Source organism: uncultured Haliea sp. (assembly GCF_963973825.1).
Classification (GTDB): Bacteria; Pseudomonadota; Gammaproteobacteria; order Pseudomonadales; family Halieaceae; genus Haliea.
In genome coordinates this window covers 29,226-46,462 of the sequence record NZ_CAXBAE010000012.1, presented here as the reverse complement: position 1 = coordinate 46,462, position 17,237 = coordinate 29,226, and the positions used below count along the sequence as shown (strand labels likewise).

Here is a 17,237-nt window from a genome sequence, read left to right as displayed (position 1 = left end):
GCTACACTGCTGCGCTTCCCTATTCAAGGAGAGACACACCATGTACAGCTTCAGCGCGCAGTCCATCGCCTACCAGGAACAGCTAAGGGCTTTTATGGACGAGCATATCTACCCGAACGAGCAGCGCTACGCTGAAGAGCTGCATGCATCCGAATCCCGCTTTGCGGCGCTGCCGGTCATGGATGAGCTGAAGGCCAAGGCGAGGGCAGCCGGCCTGTGGAACCTGTTCGTCTCCCCCCACGAGGCGCAGTTCTGCGACCATGACGGCTTCAGTAATTTCGATTATGCGCCGCTGGCGGAAATGATGGGCCGCGTGCTGTGGTCCGCCGAAGTCTTCAACTGCAACGCACCCGACACCGGCAATATGGAAGTCCTTATGCGCTATGGCAGCCCGGCGCAGCAGGAGCGCTGGCTGCAGCCGCTGCTGGCCGGTGAAATACGCTCGTCCTACGCCATGACCGAACCCCAGGTCGCCTCTTCGGATGCGACCAACGTGGAGCTGCGCATCGAACAGGACGGCGACCACTGGGTGCTGAACGGCCGCAAGTGGTTTATCACCAGCGCGATGTACGAACGCACGCAGATCTTCATCGTCATGGGCAAGTCCGACCCCGACAACCCCAACCGTCACCTGCAGCAGAGCCAGATCCTCGTGCCGCGGGACACACCCGGCGTCACCCTGGTGCGCCCGCTCACCACGCTGGGCTACGATGACGCGCCACTGGGTCACGCGGAGGTGCTGTTCGAGAATGTGCGGGTGCCGGCAGAAAACATGCTACTGGGGCCGGGACGCGGTTTCGAGATTGCCCAGGGGCGGCTTGGCCCGGGCCGCATCCATCACTGCATGCGCCTGATCGGTGCCGCCCAGCGCTCGCTGGAACTGGCCTGTGCGCGCGCCGAGAGCCGCACCACCTTCGGCCGCAAGCTGAGCCAGCATCAGTCGGTGCGCGAGGACCTCTCGCGCTGCTTCTCGGAAATCGAGATGGGCCGGCTGCTGCTGCTGAAAACCTGCTCGAAGATGGACGAACTGACCCCCCAGGGCGCCCTGGACTATATCGCGGCGGCGAAAAGCACCGTGCCGCTGCTGATGCAGAATGTGATTGATCGCTGCATGCAGATCCACGGGGCCGGCGGCCTCACCGAAGACTACTGCATGGCAGAAGCCTTCAACTACGCCCGCTGGTGTCGCCAGGCAGACGGCCCGGACCAGGTTCACCAGATGGCGTTGGGGAAAATGGTCATCAAGCGCTATGTCGATGCCTGAACTGCATCCGCAGTTGCAGGCCGACTGCCACGACCTGGGACGGATCGACAGCGGCCGCCTGTTGCTGTCGCGCAACGCCAGCCTGCACTGGCTGATTCTGGTGCCGGACACACAGGCCACCGACCTGCTGGACCTGCCCACCGACGCGCTGGGCCTTGCGCTGCAGGATTGCCGGCGCATCAGCCACTGGTTGAAGCAGGCCTGCGGCTACCCGAAAGTGAATTTTGGCGCTCTCGGCAACCTGGTCCCGCAACTGCACCTGCATGTGGTTGGCAGGCGTCCGGATGACCCGTGCTGGCCGCAGCCGGTCTGGGGCAACTTGCCAGCAGCGGGTGCGTGGTCCGCCACCGAGATTGCCGCGATGAGGAGCGCCCTGACCCATGACCGCTGACCAGAGCGCCCTGATCGTGGGGGCCAGCGGCGGCATCGGCCGGGCACTGGTCAAACGCTTGCTGGAGGACGGCCGCTACCGGAGCGTCATCGGCATCAGTCGCTCGGAGGCACCCCAGCCGGAGCTTGCGACGCAGCAGCGCTTACGCTGGCTGCCCTGCGCGGGCACACCCGCAGCGATTGAGGCAACGGCCGCCGAGCTCGAGGACGCGCTGCCCCGCCTCTCACGCATCGTTATCTGCAGCGGCATCCTGCACGACGCAGAGCACGGCCCGGAGAAGTCACTGGAGCAGCTGGACGCCGAGTGGATGGCCACCGTGTTGCAGGCCAACAGCATCACCCCGATGCTCTGGCTGCGCGCGCTGGCGGGCAAGCTGCAGCGCAAACAGGCCTGCAGGATCGCCGTGCTCAGTGCGCGGGTGGGCAGCATCAGCGACAACCAGCTCGGAGGCTGGTACAGCTATCGGGCATCGAAAGCGGCGCTCAACATGCTGTTGAAAACCGCCGCCGTGGAGCTGTCCCGCCGGGCGCCTGCATGCAAGCTGATAGCCTTCCACCCGGGTACCACAGACACCGCACTGTCTCGCCCCTTCCAGGCGCGCGTGCCCAGCGAAAAGCTGTTCACGCCGGACTTTGTCGCCGACCGCCTGCTGGGGATCATGGAGCAGGCACGTGCAGATGGCACTCTCTCCTACCTCGACTGGGACAACAAACCCATAGACTGGTAAAGCCGTGCTACGCTGGCCATTATTCCACACCGTCAGGAGCACGCCATGCTGGTCGTTCACCACCTCAACAACTCCCGTTCCCAACGCGTACTCTGGCTGCTGGAGGAGCTGGAGCTGCCCTACACAGTCACGCACTACGCGCGGAACCCGGAAACCAACCTGGCGCCGCCGGCGCTGGAGGCACTGCACCCGCTCGGCAAGTCCCCGGTACTCGAGGACGCCGGCCAGCTGATCCTGGAGTCCGGCGCGATTATCGACTACATCCTGCGCCGACACGGTGACGGACGCCTGCTGCCCACCGCGGGCACGGCAGCCCATGAACAGTACCTGCAGTGGCTGCACTATGCGGAGGGCAGCGCCATGCTGCCGCTGATGCTGCGCATGTACACCTCAAGGCTGCCCGACCAGGGCGCGGCACTGCAACCCCGCATCACCGAGGAACTCAACCGGCACCTTGGCTACGTTGATGCCGCACTGGCGGACAGGCACTGGCTGGTCGATGACAGCTTCTCCGGAGCCGATGTACAGATGTCCTTTGTTGCCGAAATCGCACCGCTCCTGCACACCCTGGAGCCCTTTCCCCACCTGGCGGCCTTCCGCAAGCGAATCCAGGATCGTCCTGCGTACCGACGTGCCCTGGAAAAAGGCGGCGCCTACGCGTTTGGTCCGGCCCCCTGACCCGATCCCGTCAAGGTGCGTCGCGCAGTTCCCTCGACCTCGCAGGGGCAAACCGCTATGCTCCCCGCGCATGAATTTCCTGTGCCTGCGGGCCAAGGTGACAGAACGTGGAACTGGTTGTATTCGATCTCGACGGCACGCTGCTGAACAGCGAATCCGGTATCAGCAGCTACACCCGGGACACGCTGGCGATGCTGGCAGAGCGCAATATCGCCTATACCGTGGCAACCGGGCGCACACTGCACGCAGCCCGTGACATCCTCGATGGCCACGGCTTCGCGCTACCGCAGATCTACAAGAATGGTGCGATGATCTGGTGCCCGAAGGCAACGGATTACAGCCACACCAGCTTCCTGACCCAGCGTGAAATCCAGCACGTGCTGGAGGCCGTGATGGCGCAGGAGGTCACGCCCTTCATCTTCACCCTCGCACCCGGCAACTACCACGCGATCTACCATACGCCCCTGCGCAACGACGTGGAAAAGCGCCTGTCCGAAACCTTCGCGCAGCGCTCCGAGGTGGATGTACTGCCGGTGGAGCGCATGCCCGCTGATGCGGACATCACCAACATCAGCGCGCTGGGCAAGCCTGCCCGCATCCAGGCGATTGCTGCCATGGTGGAGAACGAGGACAATCTCGTAGCCTATAGCGGCGATGCCCTTGAGGGCGCCGAGTTAAGCTGGATAGACATCCACCACAGCGACGCCAGCAAGGGCAACGCTGTGGAGGTGCTGAAGCGGGAGTTGGGGATACAGCGTGTGCTGTGTTTTGGCGACAGTGACAACGACCTGAGCATGTTTGCCCTGGCCGACGAGTGCTACGCCCCGGACAACGCCAAACCCTATGTAAAGGCGGCCGCGAGCGCCGTTATTGGCCACCACAACGAAGACGGCATCGCGCGCTTCCTGCGCGAGCGATTCGGCCTGCCTGACTGACGACCGGCAGGCCTGCTGTGCCTCAGGGTGTCGCGTTCCCGGGCGGGAAGGCACCCAGTACCAGGTTGGCCGCCTCGTCGTACTTGCTCTGGTCGCGGCCCAACTCGCCTTTCAGGCGTGAGGTAGTCACACTGCGCCAGACCGAGCGGTTCTGTTCCGGATCGATCATGTCCACGACAAAGGTGCCCTGGGTATATTCATGCACCGACACTTCCGTGCGGGTCGACATGCAGGACCAGCAGCTGTACATGCTGTAGGTGTTGTAACGGTAGAAACCCGGGCCATACATACCCATGGTAGTCGCTGAAGGCACCTCGTAGCTGCGCACGTCCATCTTGTCCTCGGTCACCAGGTGCCAGCTCAGTAACAGGTCTGCGTCCTGTGCGTTGTCAACGAGGGTAAAACCGCGTTCGGCGAGTGCGGACTTCAAACCGTTCTCGATGCGGTCGCGCGTCATGTCGCTCAGTTTCAGCGGATCCTCGCCGGGTGCGGATTCCGCAGCACGGTACAGCGCGACGGTCTTCACGGCGCTGAAGTCGTACGCGGGGTTGTAATCCACGGAGGGCGTTGGCGGCGCACTGGCGCAGGCAGCGAGGAAAACGGCAGCCATCAGAGCGAGCGCCGTGTGGATGTTCGAGCGGTACAACGATGTAGCCATGAGGGGACCCTGTAAAGTCTTCGCAAAGAAGGAACGCAATTGTAGCGCCTGTATGCAGTGAGTTGTAGCGTGAATTTCAGGGCGCGCGGCCTGCACCCCGCACTTTAGCTTCACCGGGGTGCGCGCTATCATTGTTCTCTCGAACAAGGGGCTACCATAATGATGAGAAACCTCCCCGCGTTGTCGATGCTGCTGTTAGCCGCCATCAGTCACGCCACCGATATCCAGGTCACGGACACCCAGGGCAATCCGGTGTCCACCGCAATGGTGACGGCCAGCCCCCTGCAGTTGCCTCCTGCCGACCTCAGCGATGACGGCTATCCGCCCCACGGCGTGACCAATACCGCCGCGGTGACCCTCACCCGCTTCACCGACGCCGACGGTCGCGCCAGCCTGCCCGATGCGGAGGATGACCGCCAGGTGCGGGTACGCGCCCAGGGGTACGTGGACGCCACGGTCACCGCTGAACCCGGTGTCGCCAGCTTGGCAGTCTCCCTGCAGACCATGACGCCGGAGCAGTATATCGCCAGCTTTCCCTCCAACGTCTGGCTGTCGCAACTGAGCTTTGGCGGTGATGCCGAACTGAAAAAGACCTTTCAGCTGAACTGCGCGTTCTGTCACCAGCAGGCCTCACCGTTCATGCGCAACGAGCGCACGGTGGAGCAGTGGCTGGCCGTATTCGAGCGCATGAACAGTTACGGGGCGCGACTGCCCACCGAAGACCACCGGGCGATCGCCGAACACCTGCAGCGTGAGCTGCGCGCGCTGCGCGAGCAGCCTGAGACCGTGCCGGAACCGCGCGCCTGGGGTGAGTTTCTTGCCGGGGTGAGCATGACCGAGTGGCCCATCGGCGACGGCTTCTCACAGATGCACGACTTTCTGCTGCACCCCAACGGCATGGTCTATGTGGGTGACAACCTGTTCGACCGCCTCTACGAGGTGGAACCGGACAGCGGTGAATACACGGTGTACAAGGTGCCTCACCGCGCGGACGACGAGGTCGGCGGCATTCTCGGCAACCGCTTTACCGTGTTCCCCAAAATGTACAACTACATGGGGGTGCACTCCTTCGCGGTGTCGCCGCGGGACGGCAATATCTTTATCACCCCGTCCATGCAGCAGGCATTGCTGGAGTTCAATCCCCGGACCAAGGCCTTCACCATCCACGAGATGGAACGCGGCTATTACCCTCACACCATCCGCATTGATGCGCAGGACCGGGTGTGGTTCACCCTGGCCCTGTCCTCCCAGGTCGCCAGATTCGACCGCGACAGTGCCGAATTCACGCTCTACGACCTCCCCGCGCGCAGTATCAAGGAGTGGCTGGTGCTGAAATCCCTGCCGCTGCTGTTCAGCCTGGACCCGGAGGTGCGGCCACAACCGGATCCCGACCGGGAGGGCACTGGCCTGCCCATGCCCTATGGCATCGATGTGGCACCGGATGGTCGCATCTGGGTCGCGCGGCTGTACGCCAACGACCTGGCGGTGATAGATCCGGCGACGGATGAGGTCACCATGATCGCGTTTCCCTATGCCGGGCCGCGACGCCTGCGCGCCGATGCCCAGGGCAACCTGTGGATCGTGGCCTTCCAGGATTCACTGCTGGTGAAGTATGCACCGGAGAGCGGCCGCTTCAGCGAATACCCGCTGCCGGTACGCAATGAAATCCCCTACGCGCTCAATGTCGACCGTGAGCGCGGCGTGGTGTGGGTGAACGGCAACCAGAGTGACACGCTGCTGAGCTTTGACATCGCGACAGAGGCCTGGCGCGTCTACCCGATGCCGCGGCAGCGCTTCTTCACCCGGGATGTGGAAGTGTCGGAGAAGGATGGCGCGGTCTACACCAGCAACTCCCACTTCCCCAGCTGGCAGACTGAAGGCGGCCAGCCCACCTTGCTGCGCATTACGCCGCCCTCCCCATGAACGTGAGGAGCCTGCGCAGCGGGAGCCTGCTGCTGTGCCTGTGGGTGCTGCCGACAGCGCCGCTGGCCGCAGAGTGGCCGGTCTACGGGGGTGACCCCGGTGGCCGCCATTACAGCACGGCGGCCGACATCAACACAGACAACGTCGCGCAGCTGCAGGTGGCCTGGACCTTTCGCAGCGGCGACAGCCGCGTGCACGCGAAAGACATGGCCCGGACCTCGACCCAGAGCACGCCCATTCTCCTGCCGGAGGCCGCGGGGGCCAGCCTGGTCTACTGCACTCCGTTCAACCGCGTGATCGCGCTGGACCCGGGCAGCGGAGAGCAGCGCTGGAGCTTCGACCCGCAGATCAACCTCGGTGGTGACCGCCCCTTTCGCTGCCGCGGTGTGGCCTATGCCGAGGACCCTGCAACCGCGGCGACGGCACACTGCCGACACCGGCTCTACCTGTCGACGCACGACCGTCAGCTGTGGGCCCTGGACGCACAGGATGGAACACCCTGCGCCGGGTTCGGCGAGTCGGGGCGCGTCGCACTGTACGGCGCCAGCGGCCATGCACCCGGCGATGTCAGCAACTCCTCGGCGCCGGTAGTGGCCCACGGAGTCGTCATCAGCGGTTCTACCGTCATCGATTTCACCCGGGCACAGACGCCGCGTGGCGTGGTACAGGCGCTGGACGCGCACAGCGGCGCACCGCTCTGGCAATTCGACCCGCTGCTGGACAACCCCCGGAGCGGCAGCGCCAACGTCTGGGCGCCGCTGTCGGTGGATAGCGAGCACGAGCTGGTATTCCTGCCCACCAGCTCGCCCTCCCCCGACTACTACGGCGCCGACCGTGTCGGCGACAATCACTACGCCAACAGCATCGTTGCGCTGGACCTGAAAACCGGCAACCTGCGCTGGCATTTCCAGCACGTGCGCCACGACCTCTGGGACTACGACACGCCGGCACAGCCCATCCTCTTCGACTGGCAGCGCGACGGCGTCAGCGTGCCGGCGCTGGTGCAACTGACCAAACAGGGTCTGGTGTTCATCCTCAACCGCCTCACCGGCGAGTCGCTGTGGGAGATGACGGAACAACCCGTGCCGCCCTCGCAGATGCGCGGCGAGCGCGCTGCACTCACCCAGCCCAAGCCTATCGCACCGCCGCCCCTGCTGGACTCCTTCCTGATGCCCCACGACGCCTGGGGCCTGACGCCGCTGGACCGCGCCGACTGCCGCAACCAACTGGAGCAGCTGCACAACCTGGGACTGTTCACACCCATCAGCGAAACCCCCACACTGATGTACCCGGGCAGCCTGGGCGGGCCCAACTGGGGCGGTGGTGCCCTGCTCGCTGAACGCGGCCTGCTGCTGGTCAATGTGAACAATGTCGCCTTCAGCGGCCGCCTGGTGCCACTGAGCAGCGACGCCGCCGCTGGCAATGGGCCGCCCGCAGCCGGCAAGCGTTTTCGCGTGGTCATGCAGGGCACGCCCTACGCCGTCGAAATCGGCAGCCTGCAGTCTTTCCTCGGCATGCCCTGCAACCCGCCCCCCTGGGGCAAGCTGGTCGCAGTCGACCTGTACGGCGGCCGTATTCTCTGGGAGACGGCACTCGGCTCCGTGCATGAAATGGGCCCGGTGAAAGCACCCTTTCACATTGAATGGGGCACACCCAACCTCGGTGGCGGCATCGCCACGGCCGGCGGCCTGTTCTTCATCGCCGCCACCATGGACCGCCAGTTCCGCGCCTTTGATGTCAACACGGGTGAGACACTCTGGCGCTACACCCTGCCGGTGGACGCCACGGCTACGCCCATGACCTACCGCTACCGCGGGCGGCAGTACGTGGTGATCAATGCCGGCGGCCACCACATGTTCAACCGCGGCAGCGGCGATTACCTGTACGCTTTCGGACTCCCACCATGAAAAAACGCTACCTTGTTCTCCTGCTGCTGGTACCGCTCGCCTACTGGCTGGCCAGCGAAGGTGTTTTTCGCGACCCGGTGAAGGCGGGCGAAGCGCTGGTGATACGCCATGCCGACAAGCTGCCCCTGGCCTGGTTCGGGGGGCGGCTCTATGACGCGCACTGTGCGGGCTGTCATGAGAACCCCGCGATGAAAGCCCCGACGCGCCAAGCCCTGGGGAACCAGTCCCGTGAAGCCATTCTGGTCGCGCTGGAGTTCGGCAAAATGCAGCCCATGGCGGCACACCTCAGCCAGCAGCAGCGACGCCTGATTGCCCTGTACCTGACGGACTCCGCCGAGGGCGTGTACGACTGGCTGGCGGACGCAGCGTGCGAACAGCCGCTGGACAGCGGTGCCACCCGGGTTGGCAGCTGGGGGCTGGGGCCGCACAACCGCCGCTTCGTGAGCAGCGCTGATGCCGGCATCGACCGCAGCAACGTGGGCACCCTGGAACTCGCCTGGACACTGGCCCTGCCCCGCGTCACCGACATGCGCTCGCAGCCCGCGCTGCTGGGCGATACGCTGTACCTGGGTGATCGTGCGGGCATGCTCTATGCGCTGGACCGCCACACCGGCTGCATTCACCGCCAGCGCGAGGTGATGGCCGGCGTACGCTCCGCCATCACCGTGGCAGAGGGTGGCAACGGCGAGCGCCTGCTGGTCTTCGCCGACTCGCTCGCCACCGTCTTCGCGCTGGACCCACACACGCTGGAGACCGTGTGGCAAACGCCGGCAAAGCTGTTTGAGAGCTCGGTGGTGACGGGCTCCATCAGTCACCATGCCGGGCGCCTCTATGTGCCGGTATCGTCCTATGAGGTTGCGGTGGCGGGCGGACCCGGCCACGCCTGCTGCCAATCCCATGGCGGTGTGATCGCGCTGGATGCGGCGACTGGCGAGCAGCTCTGGGCCTGGCATGCGACACCCGACGCGACGCTGCAGGGCCACAACGCAGATGGCAGTGCCCGCTACGGGCCCTCAGGCGCCTCGGTCTGGACCACACCGGCGATCGACGCTGCACGCAACCGCCTGTACATCGGCACCGGGCAGAACCTGTCGCGCCCCGCAACCGATACCAGCGATGCCATCATTGCGCTGGATCTCGACAGCGGCGACGCCATCTGGCGCTATCAGGCCACGGTGGATGATGTCTGGAACGCCGCCTGCCAGAACGGCGGCGCCAACTGCCCCAGCCAACCCGGCCCGGACTTCGACTTCGGTGCCTCGGTCATCATCAGCGACGCCGGCGAGGGCCGGCAGATGCTGCTGGCTGGCCAGAAATCCGGTGTGGTGCACGCGCTGGACCCCGATGCCAACGGCGCCGTGCTCTGGCGGCAGCGTGTCAGCCAGGGGACTACTAATGGTGGCGTGCACTGGGGCATGGGGCTTGCCGGCGAACGCCTGATCGTACCGGTGGCCGACCCGGAGCGGGACATCCCCGGCTATACCCCGGCGCCGGGACTCTATGCACTGGATGCTGTGACCGGCGAGCTGCTCTGGGAGCACCCGGTCAGTCGCGATTGTGATTTCCCCATGGAACACGCTCCCCTGGTTGGCCTGGCCCAGGTCCGTGCCGGTGGTGGCCAGCCCCTTGCCGAGCAATACCGCTGTTCCTTCTACTACGGCCTGTCGGCCGCCACGACGGTCACGCCGGAGCTGGCGTTCAGCGGCGCCCTGGACGGGCGTGTGCGTGCCTTTGATATTCGCAACGGTGAACTGCTGTGGCAGGCGGCCACTGCCGTGCCCTTGCGCGGTGACAACGGCGTCGACGGGCACGGTGGCGCAATCGATGTCACCGGGCAGGTGGTGTACGACGGCTGGCTTTACGTGCTGTCGGGCTACAGCATGTTCGGCCAGCTGCCGGGGAACGTGTTGCTGGCTTACCGCGTTACGCGCTAGCGGCCACTTTTTCCCGCGGCGACAGCAGCCAGGCCAAGGCGGGCAGGAAGAGCAAGGCGCCAATCATGTTCCAGAAGAACATGAAGGTCAGCATCAGGCCCATATCAGCCTGGAACTTGATCGGCGAGAACATCCAGGTTCCCACCCCGACCGCCAGGGTCAGCCCGGTGAAGGCGACCGCCGTGCCGCTGGACTTCAGGGCGTAGAAATAAGCGTTCTCCAGCGTCTCACCGCTGCGCAGATAGCTCTGCAGCGAGGAATAGATATAGATGCCGTAATCCACGCCAATCCCCACCCCCAGGGCTATGACCGGCAGCGTCGCCACCTTCACGCCAATGCCCAGGGCAGCCATCAGGGCCTGCCCGAGGACCGAGGTCAGCATCAGCGGCACGATAATGCAGGTGGTAATGCGCAGTGAGCGGAAGTTGATCAGGCACAGGGCGATCACGACGCCGTACACCCAGAGCAGCATTTTTGTCTGCGCCTCGCGGATGACGATATTGGTCGCCGCTTCCACACCGGCGTTCCCCGCTGCCATGTCGAACTGCAGCGTGTCGCTGTTGTGCTGTTCGGCGAATTCGCTCACCGCCGCAACCACGCCGTCCAGGGTGTCGGCCTTGTGGTCGTCGAGGAACAGAATCACCGGCGCCATGGAGCAGTTGGTGTTGCGCAACATGTTGGGCGCGCTGCTCAGGGAGTTGTTGAGGATGTAGCGGTTGCGGCTGGTTTCATGCCACTTGGGGCTGCCCTCGTTCATCCCCTGAATCGCCAGTTTCGACACATCCACCAGCGACATGGCCGACTGCACGCCGGGCACCGTCTCCATCACACCCTGGAAATAGTTCACGGCGGAGATGAACTCGTAGCTGCCACACTGCTGTTCGCCGGTGCTCGCCATCACCACAAACACATCGGTGCTGGTGCTGTAGTTGGCGGTCAGGAAGGCGTTGTCCTTGTTGTAGCGCGAATCCGGGCGCAGCTCCGGCGCACCCGGGTCCAGGTCGCCGATTTTCTGGTGCTGGCCGTAGTACAGCCCGCCGGCAAACAACAGCGCACAGACACCCAGCACGGTCAGCGCCGGGCCGCGGTGGGTCACCCGCGCAAGCAGGCGCCAGTGACTGAAACTGCTGTTTTCCTTGGTTGCCCGATAGCTGACACAGCGATCGGAAATTCCGGTATAGGTCAGCACCAGGGGCAACAGCAGCAGGTTGGTCAACACCAGCACCGCGATGCCGGTGGCGGCCACCACCGCCAGTTCCTGGATCACGGGAATGTCGATCACGCGCAGCGTGAAGAAACCCACGCCGTCGCTGACGAGGGCGACGAAACCCGGCTTGGACAGGCGGATAAACGTGAGCCTGGCCGCCTCGATACGCGAGGTCTTGAAGTAGATGAAGGTGCCGAAGCGGTTGATGATCTGCACCGAGTGGCTGACGCCGACCGCGAACACCAGGAACGGCACCAGCATGGAGTACGGGTCCAGACCCATGCCCATGAGTTTCAACAGCCCCATCTGCCACACCACGGCAACCGTGGAACAGAGCAGCGCGGCAGAAGTCAGCCAGCCACAGCGGGAGTAGAGAAACAGCATCACCGCGGTAATCGCGAAGGCGACCAGGAAAAACAGCCCGACCAGCGTGGCACCTTCAATCAGGTCGCCGATCAACTTGGCAAAACCGGTGATACGTATATTGATATCGTCAGACTGGTACTTCTCGCGCACCATCTCTTCCAGGTCTCGCGAGAACTGTGCGTAATCGAGCCGCTCGCCCGTATTCGGGTCCGTCTCGATCAGGGGCGCAACAATAATCGTGGACTGAAAATCGTTGGCGACGATACGCCCGATCTGCCCCGACTTGAGCACGTTTTCGCGCAGCTTGGCCAGGGTGCGTTCGCTGCCGTCGTAATCGTCGGGGATGACCGCACCGCCGACGAAGCCCTCCTCCGTGACCTCCATCCAGCGCGTGTTCGGGGTCCACAGGGACTGCAGCGCCGAACGGTCCACGCCGTTGACGTAGAACACCTCGTCGGTGATCTGCTTCAGCAGATCCTGGAACTCAGCCGTGAAGATGTCGCCGTTGCGGCTTTCGACAATGATGCGCACCGAATTGCCCAGGCCCTTCAGGTCATCCTGCCGGTTGAGGAAATTCTGGATGTACGGGTGCGAGGTGGGCAGCATCTTTTCGAAGCTGGCATCCGGCTGCAGCTGGCTGGCCTGCCAGGCGAAGAACACGGTCGCCGCAGCAAACAGCAGGATCAGCGGCAGGCGCGCCCGCATCAGCAAGGTGCCCAACAGCGGACGCAGGCGACCGTCTTCCGGTTCCAGGGTGGTGCTTTCGTGATCAGTCACAGGGATTTTGCCTCACTCAGTGCCGTCAGGCCTTTCATGCCAACCAGCCAGATATCGCCATTGCCAGCCTGCACCGCCGACGACAGGCTGGCGCGGGACGGATGTCGCCAGGCCTGCCGATTGCCGCCCGCGTCATAGGCCAGCACAAGACCACCGGAGCCCACCATCAGGGCGCGTCCGTCGGCCAGACGCACCCCGCCGTAGAGGCTGCTGCGCTCGTCGTTGGCCAGTTCAACCCAGTTCACACCCTCGTCCGCGGAGGCAAAGACGTGACCGCGCAGGCCGAAGGCGTAGACGGTGCCCTCGCTGACGACGGCGCCGAACAGTGAGCCGTCGTACAGATCTTCAACCCGGGTCCAGTTCGCGCCCCGGTCCGCAGAGTAATACAGCAGGCCGGCCTCGCCGCTGAGATAGAGGCGACCATCGGCGCCCGCGGCCATTGCGTAGTAGTGGAAGCGATCCGGATTGGCCACGCCGTCCACGGCGATCTGCCAGTCCTGGCCGGCGTTATCGGTGCGGTACAGCATGCCGTAGGCGCCCACGGCAAAGCCGGTGCTGGCGTCCAGGAAAAGCACATCCAGGAACGGGTCGGCCGGCCCGGTCTCGATCGCCTCAGTGGCATCGTCTACCGCAAACACGGCGTCATCCAATGCGTATTCCAGCGCGTCCTGCTGCTCGGGATCCTCATTGGCGGCTACGGCGTCCTCCAGCGCGGCAACGCGGGATTCTGCCCAGGCCAGGTACTGCCGGTTGGCATCGCGCCCGTCAAACTGCAGTGACCAGCTGAGCCCACCATCGGTGGTGTGCAGAATGACACCGGAGTGGCCCACCGCCCAGCCTACGTCGGGCTGCGGGAAATGCAGTGCGGTGAGGGTGGCACTGACCGGCACCTCGGCCTGCTGCCAGCTCGCCCCGTGGTCATCGCTGAGCACGATCACCCCGCGCTCACCGACCGCGACCAGGCGCTCACCCGCCAGTGCTATATCCAGCAACTGCGCATGCTGCGGGTCATCCATGCGCACCGCGGGCAGAAACGCAAACTCCTCGCCAGCTTGCGCAGGCAGCGCAAGAACCAGCAAGCCCAACAGCCAGGTGAAAGGCCGCACCAGGCCCTTCACCGCTCCTGCGCTACACACGGCGGCCTACCTAGCGGCGGCCGGCACGGCGCAGGGCCGCCGGGGTGAAGTCCTCAAAATTACCCACGTAGTCGAAGTCGTACTGGTAGCCACGCTCTTCGTTGTCGAGGCCGATCACCACATAGCGACCGGAGATCAGGTCGTGCAGAGACTCTGCGGCGAGCCAGGGCACCGCAACCTGGTAGTGCATCACCATGTGCCCTTCTTTCATTTTCCACAGCTCACCACGACCGTCATAGTGATCCACCACAGCGATCTGCCAGGTATCCTCATCCACGTAGAACGTGCGGCGGGCGTAGATGTGACGTGCATCCTCTTTCAGGGTTGCCTCCACCACCCACACACGGTGCAGTTCATAACGCAGGTACTGCGGGTCCATGTGACCGGGCTTGATGATATCGGTGTAGGCCAGGTCGCCACGACGCAGGGCATAGGCGTTGTAGGGAATATAGAGCTCGCGCTTGCCAACCAGCTCCCAGTCGTAGCGATCGGGAGCACCATTGAACAGATCGAGGTCATCCGCAGTACGCAGACCGTCGGAGGCCACACCCGGGCCGTCATAGGCGATGTTCGGCGCGCGCCGCACACGTCGCTGGCCGGCGTTATAGACCCATGCCGAACGCGGCTCTTTCACCTGGTCCACGTTCTCGTGTACCAGCAGCACATCGCCCTCAAGGCGGGCCGGGGCGAGGATGCGCTGCAGGAAGACAAACAGGCGGTTGGGGTTGGGGTTATCGGGGAAACGGTTGGCGAAAATCGCCTCTTCCTCGAACAGCACGGGCGCGAAGGCGCCATTGGCCTGCACCGGCGCCTGGATGTAGCGCCGCTTCACACCCAGCGGTGTGCGGTAGCGCGTGATGTGGTTCCAGATCACCTCAATGCCGCTCTGCGGTATCGGGAAAGGCACGTTGGCCTTGAAGTCCACAAGGCCGTTGCCGCCCGCCACCAGGTCGGTTTTGGTCGCCCACTCCTTGATCAGCGTGTACTCGGATTCCGGCAGGCGCGCGCTGCGGCGCGACGGATAGACCGGCATCTGGTAGGTATCGGGGTAACGCCGGAACATGGCAATCTGCCCGGGCGACAACTTGTCCGCATACTGGTCCACGTTGTCCGCGGTGATGGTAAACAGTGGCTGGTCAGCGCTGAACGGATCCACCAGACGCTCGCCCGGCGTGTAGCCCTCGGGCAGCTCCTGGTAACCGCCCTCCCAGCGCGGAATGCTGCCGTCCGCGTTGCCGGCGCGCTCCGCGCCCATCGGTGTCAGTTCTTCGCCGCCGAGGCGTGCGGCCTGTTCCGGGCTGACCTTGGCCAGAGCCAGGCTGCTGCCCATGCCGAGCAGCGACGCCAGGCCCATGGCGATCAATCTCTTGTTCATGTGTAACTCCTTTTATCGTTAGGTCTAGAACGCCACCGAGAAGCTGAGGGAGACAAAGTCACGGTCCTTCAACTCGTCATAATCCGCCCCGAAGAAACTGGTGTAGGACAGATCGGCGCGGTACACGTTGAGGTAGTCTGCCGTAACACCCACACTCAAGGCTATACGGTCCTCGACAAAGTTCGGTGCTGGCGAATTGCCCCGTACATCGTGCGACCATGCCATATTGGGCGTCAGGTTGATACCTGCCATCACGTCGGTGTATTCGAGGCCGGCGCGCACCCGGTAACCCCAGGAGAAGTCATCGGTGAAGCCATCGTTGGTGCAGTAGTCGCCGTTGCTGTTGGGACGAATACCGGCGAAGGCCTCTGCCGCGGGGTGGGAATCACAGGCGATGGGGGACCCGGGCCACAGGGCAAAGTTGCTGGCGAAGGGCTCGAAGTCACCCACGCCGTAATTGGGCGAACGGCCGTAGTTGATGCTGTCGTCCATACCGTTCAGCCACACGGCACCCACCTCGCTGGCGAACGACAGACGCTGCGCCCCGAGCACCTGCTCGAAAAACTTGATGAACGTCATCTGGAACTGGGTGTAGGACACGTCGTCGTAGCCCGCAACGTAGCCACCGGGCCCCTGCTCGAGCGAGCGCGACAGCATGCGCGACCATTCCGCCGCCGTGCCCAGCGCCACTGCCTGCAACAGGTCCGTGGTGTTGATCTGCAGCGGGAAGTCCGGACGGTAGCTCAACTCACCGGATACCGCCCAGTCGCCCACATTGGTCGCGAAGGTCAGGCCCCAGAGTTCAATATCTTCGGGGAACTCGAAGAAAAACTCGGGGTTGGCACCAAAGTTCACCGGCAGGCCGAAGCTCTGTGTGGCGTTGGTGGCGCTGAAGATCGGGGTGCGGCTGTGGTAGTTCATGTAGTACAGGCCGAACTCGGTGCCGTTCAGTTCTTCCACGTAGTAGCGCAACGCCAGGCCCCATTGCCCGGAATCCGATGCCTCGTCATCCGCGCCCCGGGGCAGGATCAGGCCGGCGGCCTCCGCCTCGCCATCCGGGATGGCATTGGAAATGGTGAGGTAGTCGCAGCCGCCGCCGTAGGGGTCCGCGGCGTTCCAGTAGGTGCCGCACTCATCGAGGATGGTGCGCTGCCAGTCGTACTGCACAAAGCCTTCCACGCTGAGGTCGTAGGTGAGGCCGTAGTTGGCGTACACCATGCCGACGGGCAGCAGCGCTTCCTTGATTTCCGAACCCGGCTTGCGCAGGGCGGTAACGTCGAAGGGGTTGATGACGTTCACACCGTTCTGGATAAACGTGCTTTCGCCCCAGCTCAGCACCATGTTACCGGCCCGCAATTCCAGCGGACTTTCACCCAGCTGGAAACTGCCGTACACGTAGTAGTCGAGAAATTCGATACCGCTGTACTGCGCCAGCGATTCGAAGTCGGAGGTATCGAGCTTGCGGTTCGGCTGGTAGCCGTTGGCCGCGTGGCCGTGGGGCACATCGCTGGTGCCCACTTCGTGGTCGTACCAGTACTTCACGCGGGTGAACATGCCGTAGGTGTCCGCCGCCAGTTCGAGGTCGTGGATACCCCGTACCTGCAGGGAGAACATGTCGCCGCGGTCGTAGTTGAGGTTGCCGTCATCCGCCGTGCTGGAAGACGCTCGACCGCGCCCATCCGTGTTCCCCGGGGACAATACGCCGAGGTCGGCGGCCTCCGTGCGCCAACTTGCGCCCACAGAGATGTTCGAGGAGAAATTGCCTTCGAAGGGCCCCAGCTGGAAGGTCTGGGACGAAGCGGGAAGTGCCATGCCGGCGGCCACCAGGGCCAGGATCAACGTGGATTTACGGTGCGGAATAAAGCATCCGGGCTGTTTTTTCACAATCAGCGCTCCTGCTGTCTTTTGTTAGGATTTATCTTGGCTATAGGATAGCAGTATCACCCGGTATCGGCACAG

At 64.1% G+C, this 17,237-nt stretch carries 13 protein-coding genes; 8 read left to right on the top strand and 5 right to left on the bottom strand.

The genetic code is table 11. The annotated features are described in order from the left end of the window. Window positions 1-40 precede the first annotated feature (40 nt). The 5 genes from AACZ17_RS13615 to AACZ17_RS13595 all read left to right on the top strand — a co-directional run bounded on the left by AACZ17_RS13615 (window position 41) and on the right by AACZ17_RS13595 (window position 3,995). Window positions 41-1,264: an acyl-CoA dehydrogenase family protein gene (locus tag AACZ17_RS13615; protein WP_339638492.1), complete on the top strand. Its 1,224-nt coding sequence runs from the start codon at window positions 41-43 to the stop codon at window positions 1,262-1,264. Next, a complete protein-coding gene (locus AACZ17_RS13610) occupies window positions 1,257-1,655 on the top strand; it encodes an HIT family protein (protein WP_339638491.1) in 399 nt (132 codons plus the stop codon). Before AACZ17_RS13615 ends, AACZ17_RS13610 begins: the two co-directional genes overlap by 8 nt. Then, window positions 1,645-2,382 carry an SDR family NAD(P)-dependent oxidoreductase gene (locus AACZ17_RS13605; RefSeq protein WP_339638489.1) on the top strand — a complete coding sequence of 246 codons (738 nt, stop codon included), beginning with the start codon at window positions 1,645-1,647 and terminating at the stop codon, window positions 2,380-2,382. The genes AACZ17_RS13610 and AACZ17_RS13605 overlap by 11 nt, the downstream gene beginning before the upstream one ends. Before the next feature lie 45 nt (window positions 2,383-2,427). Beyond that, window positions 2,428-3,060 carry a glutathione S-transferase gene (locus AACZ17_RS13600; RefSeq protein WP_339638488.1) on the top strand — a complete coding sequence of 211 codons (633 nt, stop codon included), beginning with the start codon at window positions 2,428-2,430 and terminating at the stop codon, window positions 3,058-3,060. A gap of 107 nt (window positions 3,061-3,167) precedes the next feature. Beyond that, the gene (locus tag AACZ17_RS13595; protein ID WP_339638487.1) at window positions 3,168-3,995 is read left to right on the top strand and encodes an HAD family hydrolase; all 828 of its coding nucleotides are present in this window, start codon (window positions 3,168-3,170) and stop codon (window positions 3,993-3,995) included. Between the two features lie 22 nt (window positions 3,996-4,017). Here the strand turns inward: AACZ17_RS13595 and AACZ17_RS13590 are convergent, their stop codons facing one another. Beyond that, window positions 4,018-4,653 (bottom strand): DUF4136 domain-containing protein, encoded by a 636-nt coding sequence (locus AACZ17_RS13590; RefSeq protein ID WP_339638485.1) that lies wholly within the window; start codon window positions 4,651-4,653, stop codon window positions 4,018-4,020. 159 nt (window positions 4,654-4,812) lie between these two features. On the opposite strand from AACZ17_RS13590, the gene AACZ17_RS13585 reads away from it, so the two are divergent. The 3 genes from AACZ17_RS13585 to AACZ17_RS13575 are packed head-to-tail and all read left to right on the top strand — an operon-like array spanning window position 4,813 to window position 10,417. After that, entirely contained in the window at window positions 4,813-6,576 is a 1,764-nt protein-coding gene (locus tag AACZ17_RS13585; RefSeq protein ID WP_339638483.1) for a lyase, read from the top strand. Continuing rightward, complete coding sequence (locus AACZ17_RS13580; protein ID WP_339638481.1) at window positions 6,573-8,483, top strand: pyrroloquinoline quinone-dependent dehydrogenase; 1,911 nt, start codon at window positions 6,573-6,575, stop codon at window positions 8,481-8,483. Before AACZ17_RS13585 ends, AACZ17_RS13580 begins: the two co-directional genes overlap by 4 nt. Beyond that, window positions 8,480-10,417: a PQQ-binding-like beta-propeller repeat protein gene (locus AACZ17_RS13575; protein WP_339638479.1), complete on the top strand. Its 1,938-nt coding sequence runs from the start codon at window positions 8,480-8,482 to the stop codon at window positions 10,415-10,417. Before AACZ17_RS13580 ends, AACZ17_RS13575 begins: the two co-directional genes overlap by 4 nt. Here AACZ17_RS13575 and AACZ17_RS13570 read toward each other — a convergent pair. Genes AACZ17_RS13570 through AACZ17_RS13555 form a run of 4 tightly spaced genes read right to left on the bottom strand, consistent with a single transcriptional unit; the run spans window position 10,407 to window position 17,162 of the window. Then, window positions 10,407-12,767, bottom strand: a complete 2,361-nt coding sequence (locus tag AACZ17_RS13570; protein ID WP_339638477.1) for an MMPL family transporter — start codon at window positions 12,765-12,767, stop codon at window positions 10,407-10,409. The genes AACZ17_RS13575 and AACZ17_RS13570 overlap by 11 nt on opposite strands. Continuing rightward, window positions 12,764-13,903 (bottom strand): YCF48-related protein, encoded by a 1,140-nt coding sequence (locus AACZ17_RS13565; protein ID WP_339638475.1) that lies wholly within the window; start codon window positions 13,901-13,903, stop codon window positions 12,764-12,766. Before AACZ17_RS13565 ends, AACZ17_RS13570 begins: the two co-directional genes overlap by 4 nt. 10 nt (window positions 13,904-13,913) lie before the next feature. Then, window positions 13,914-15,278: a DUF1329 domain-containing protein gene (locus AACZ17_RS13560; protein ID WP_339638473.1), complete on the bottom strand. Its 1,365-nt coding sequence runs from the start codon at window positions 15,276-15,278 to the stop codon at window positions 13,914-13,916. A gap of 24 nt (window positions 15,279-15,302) precedes the next feature. After that, on the bottom strand, window positions 15,303-17,162 hold the full coding sequence (locus AACZ17_RS13555; RefSeq protein WP_339638471.1) for a DUF1302 domain-containing protein: 1,860 nt from the start codon (window positions 17,160-17,162) through the stop codon (window positions 15,303-15,305). Window positions 17,163-17,237: the final 75 nt, after the last annotated feature.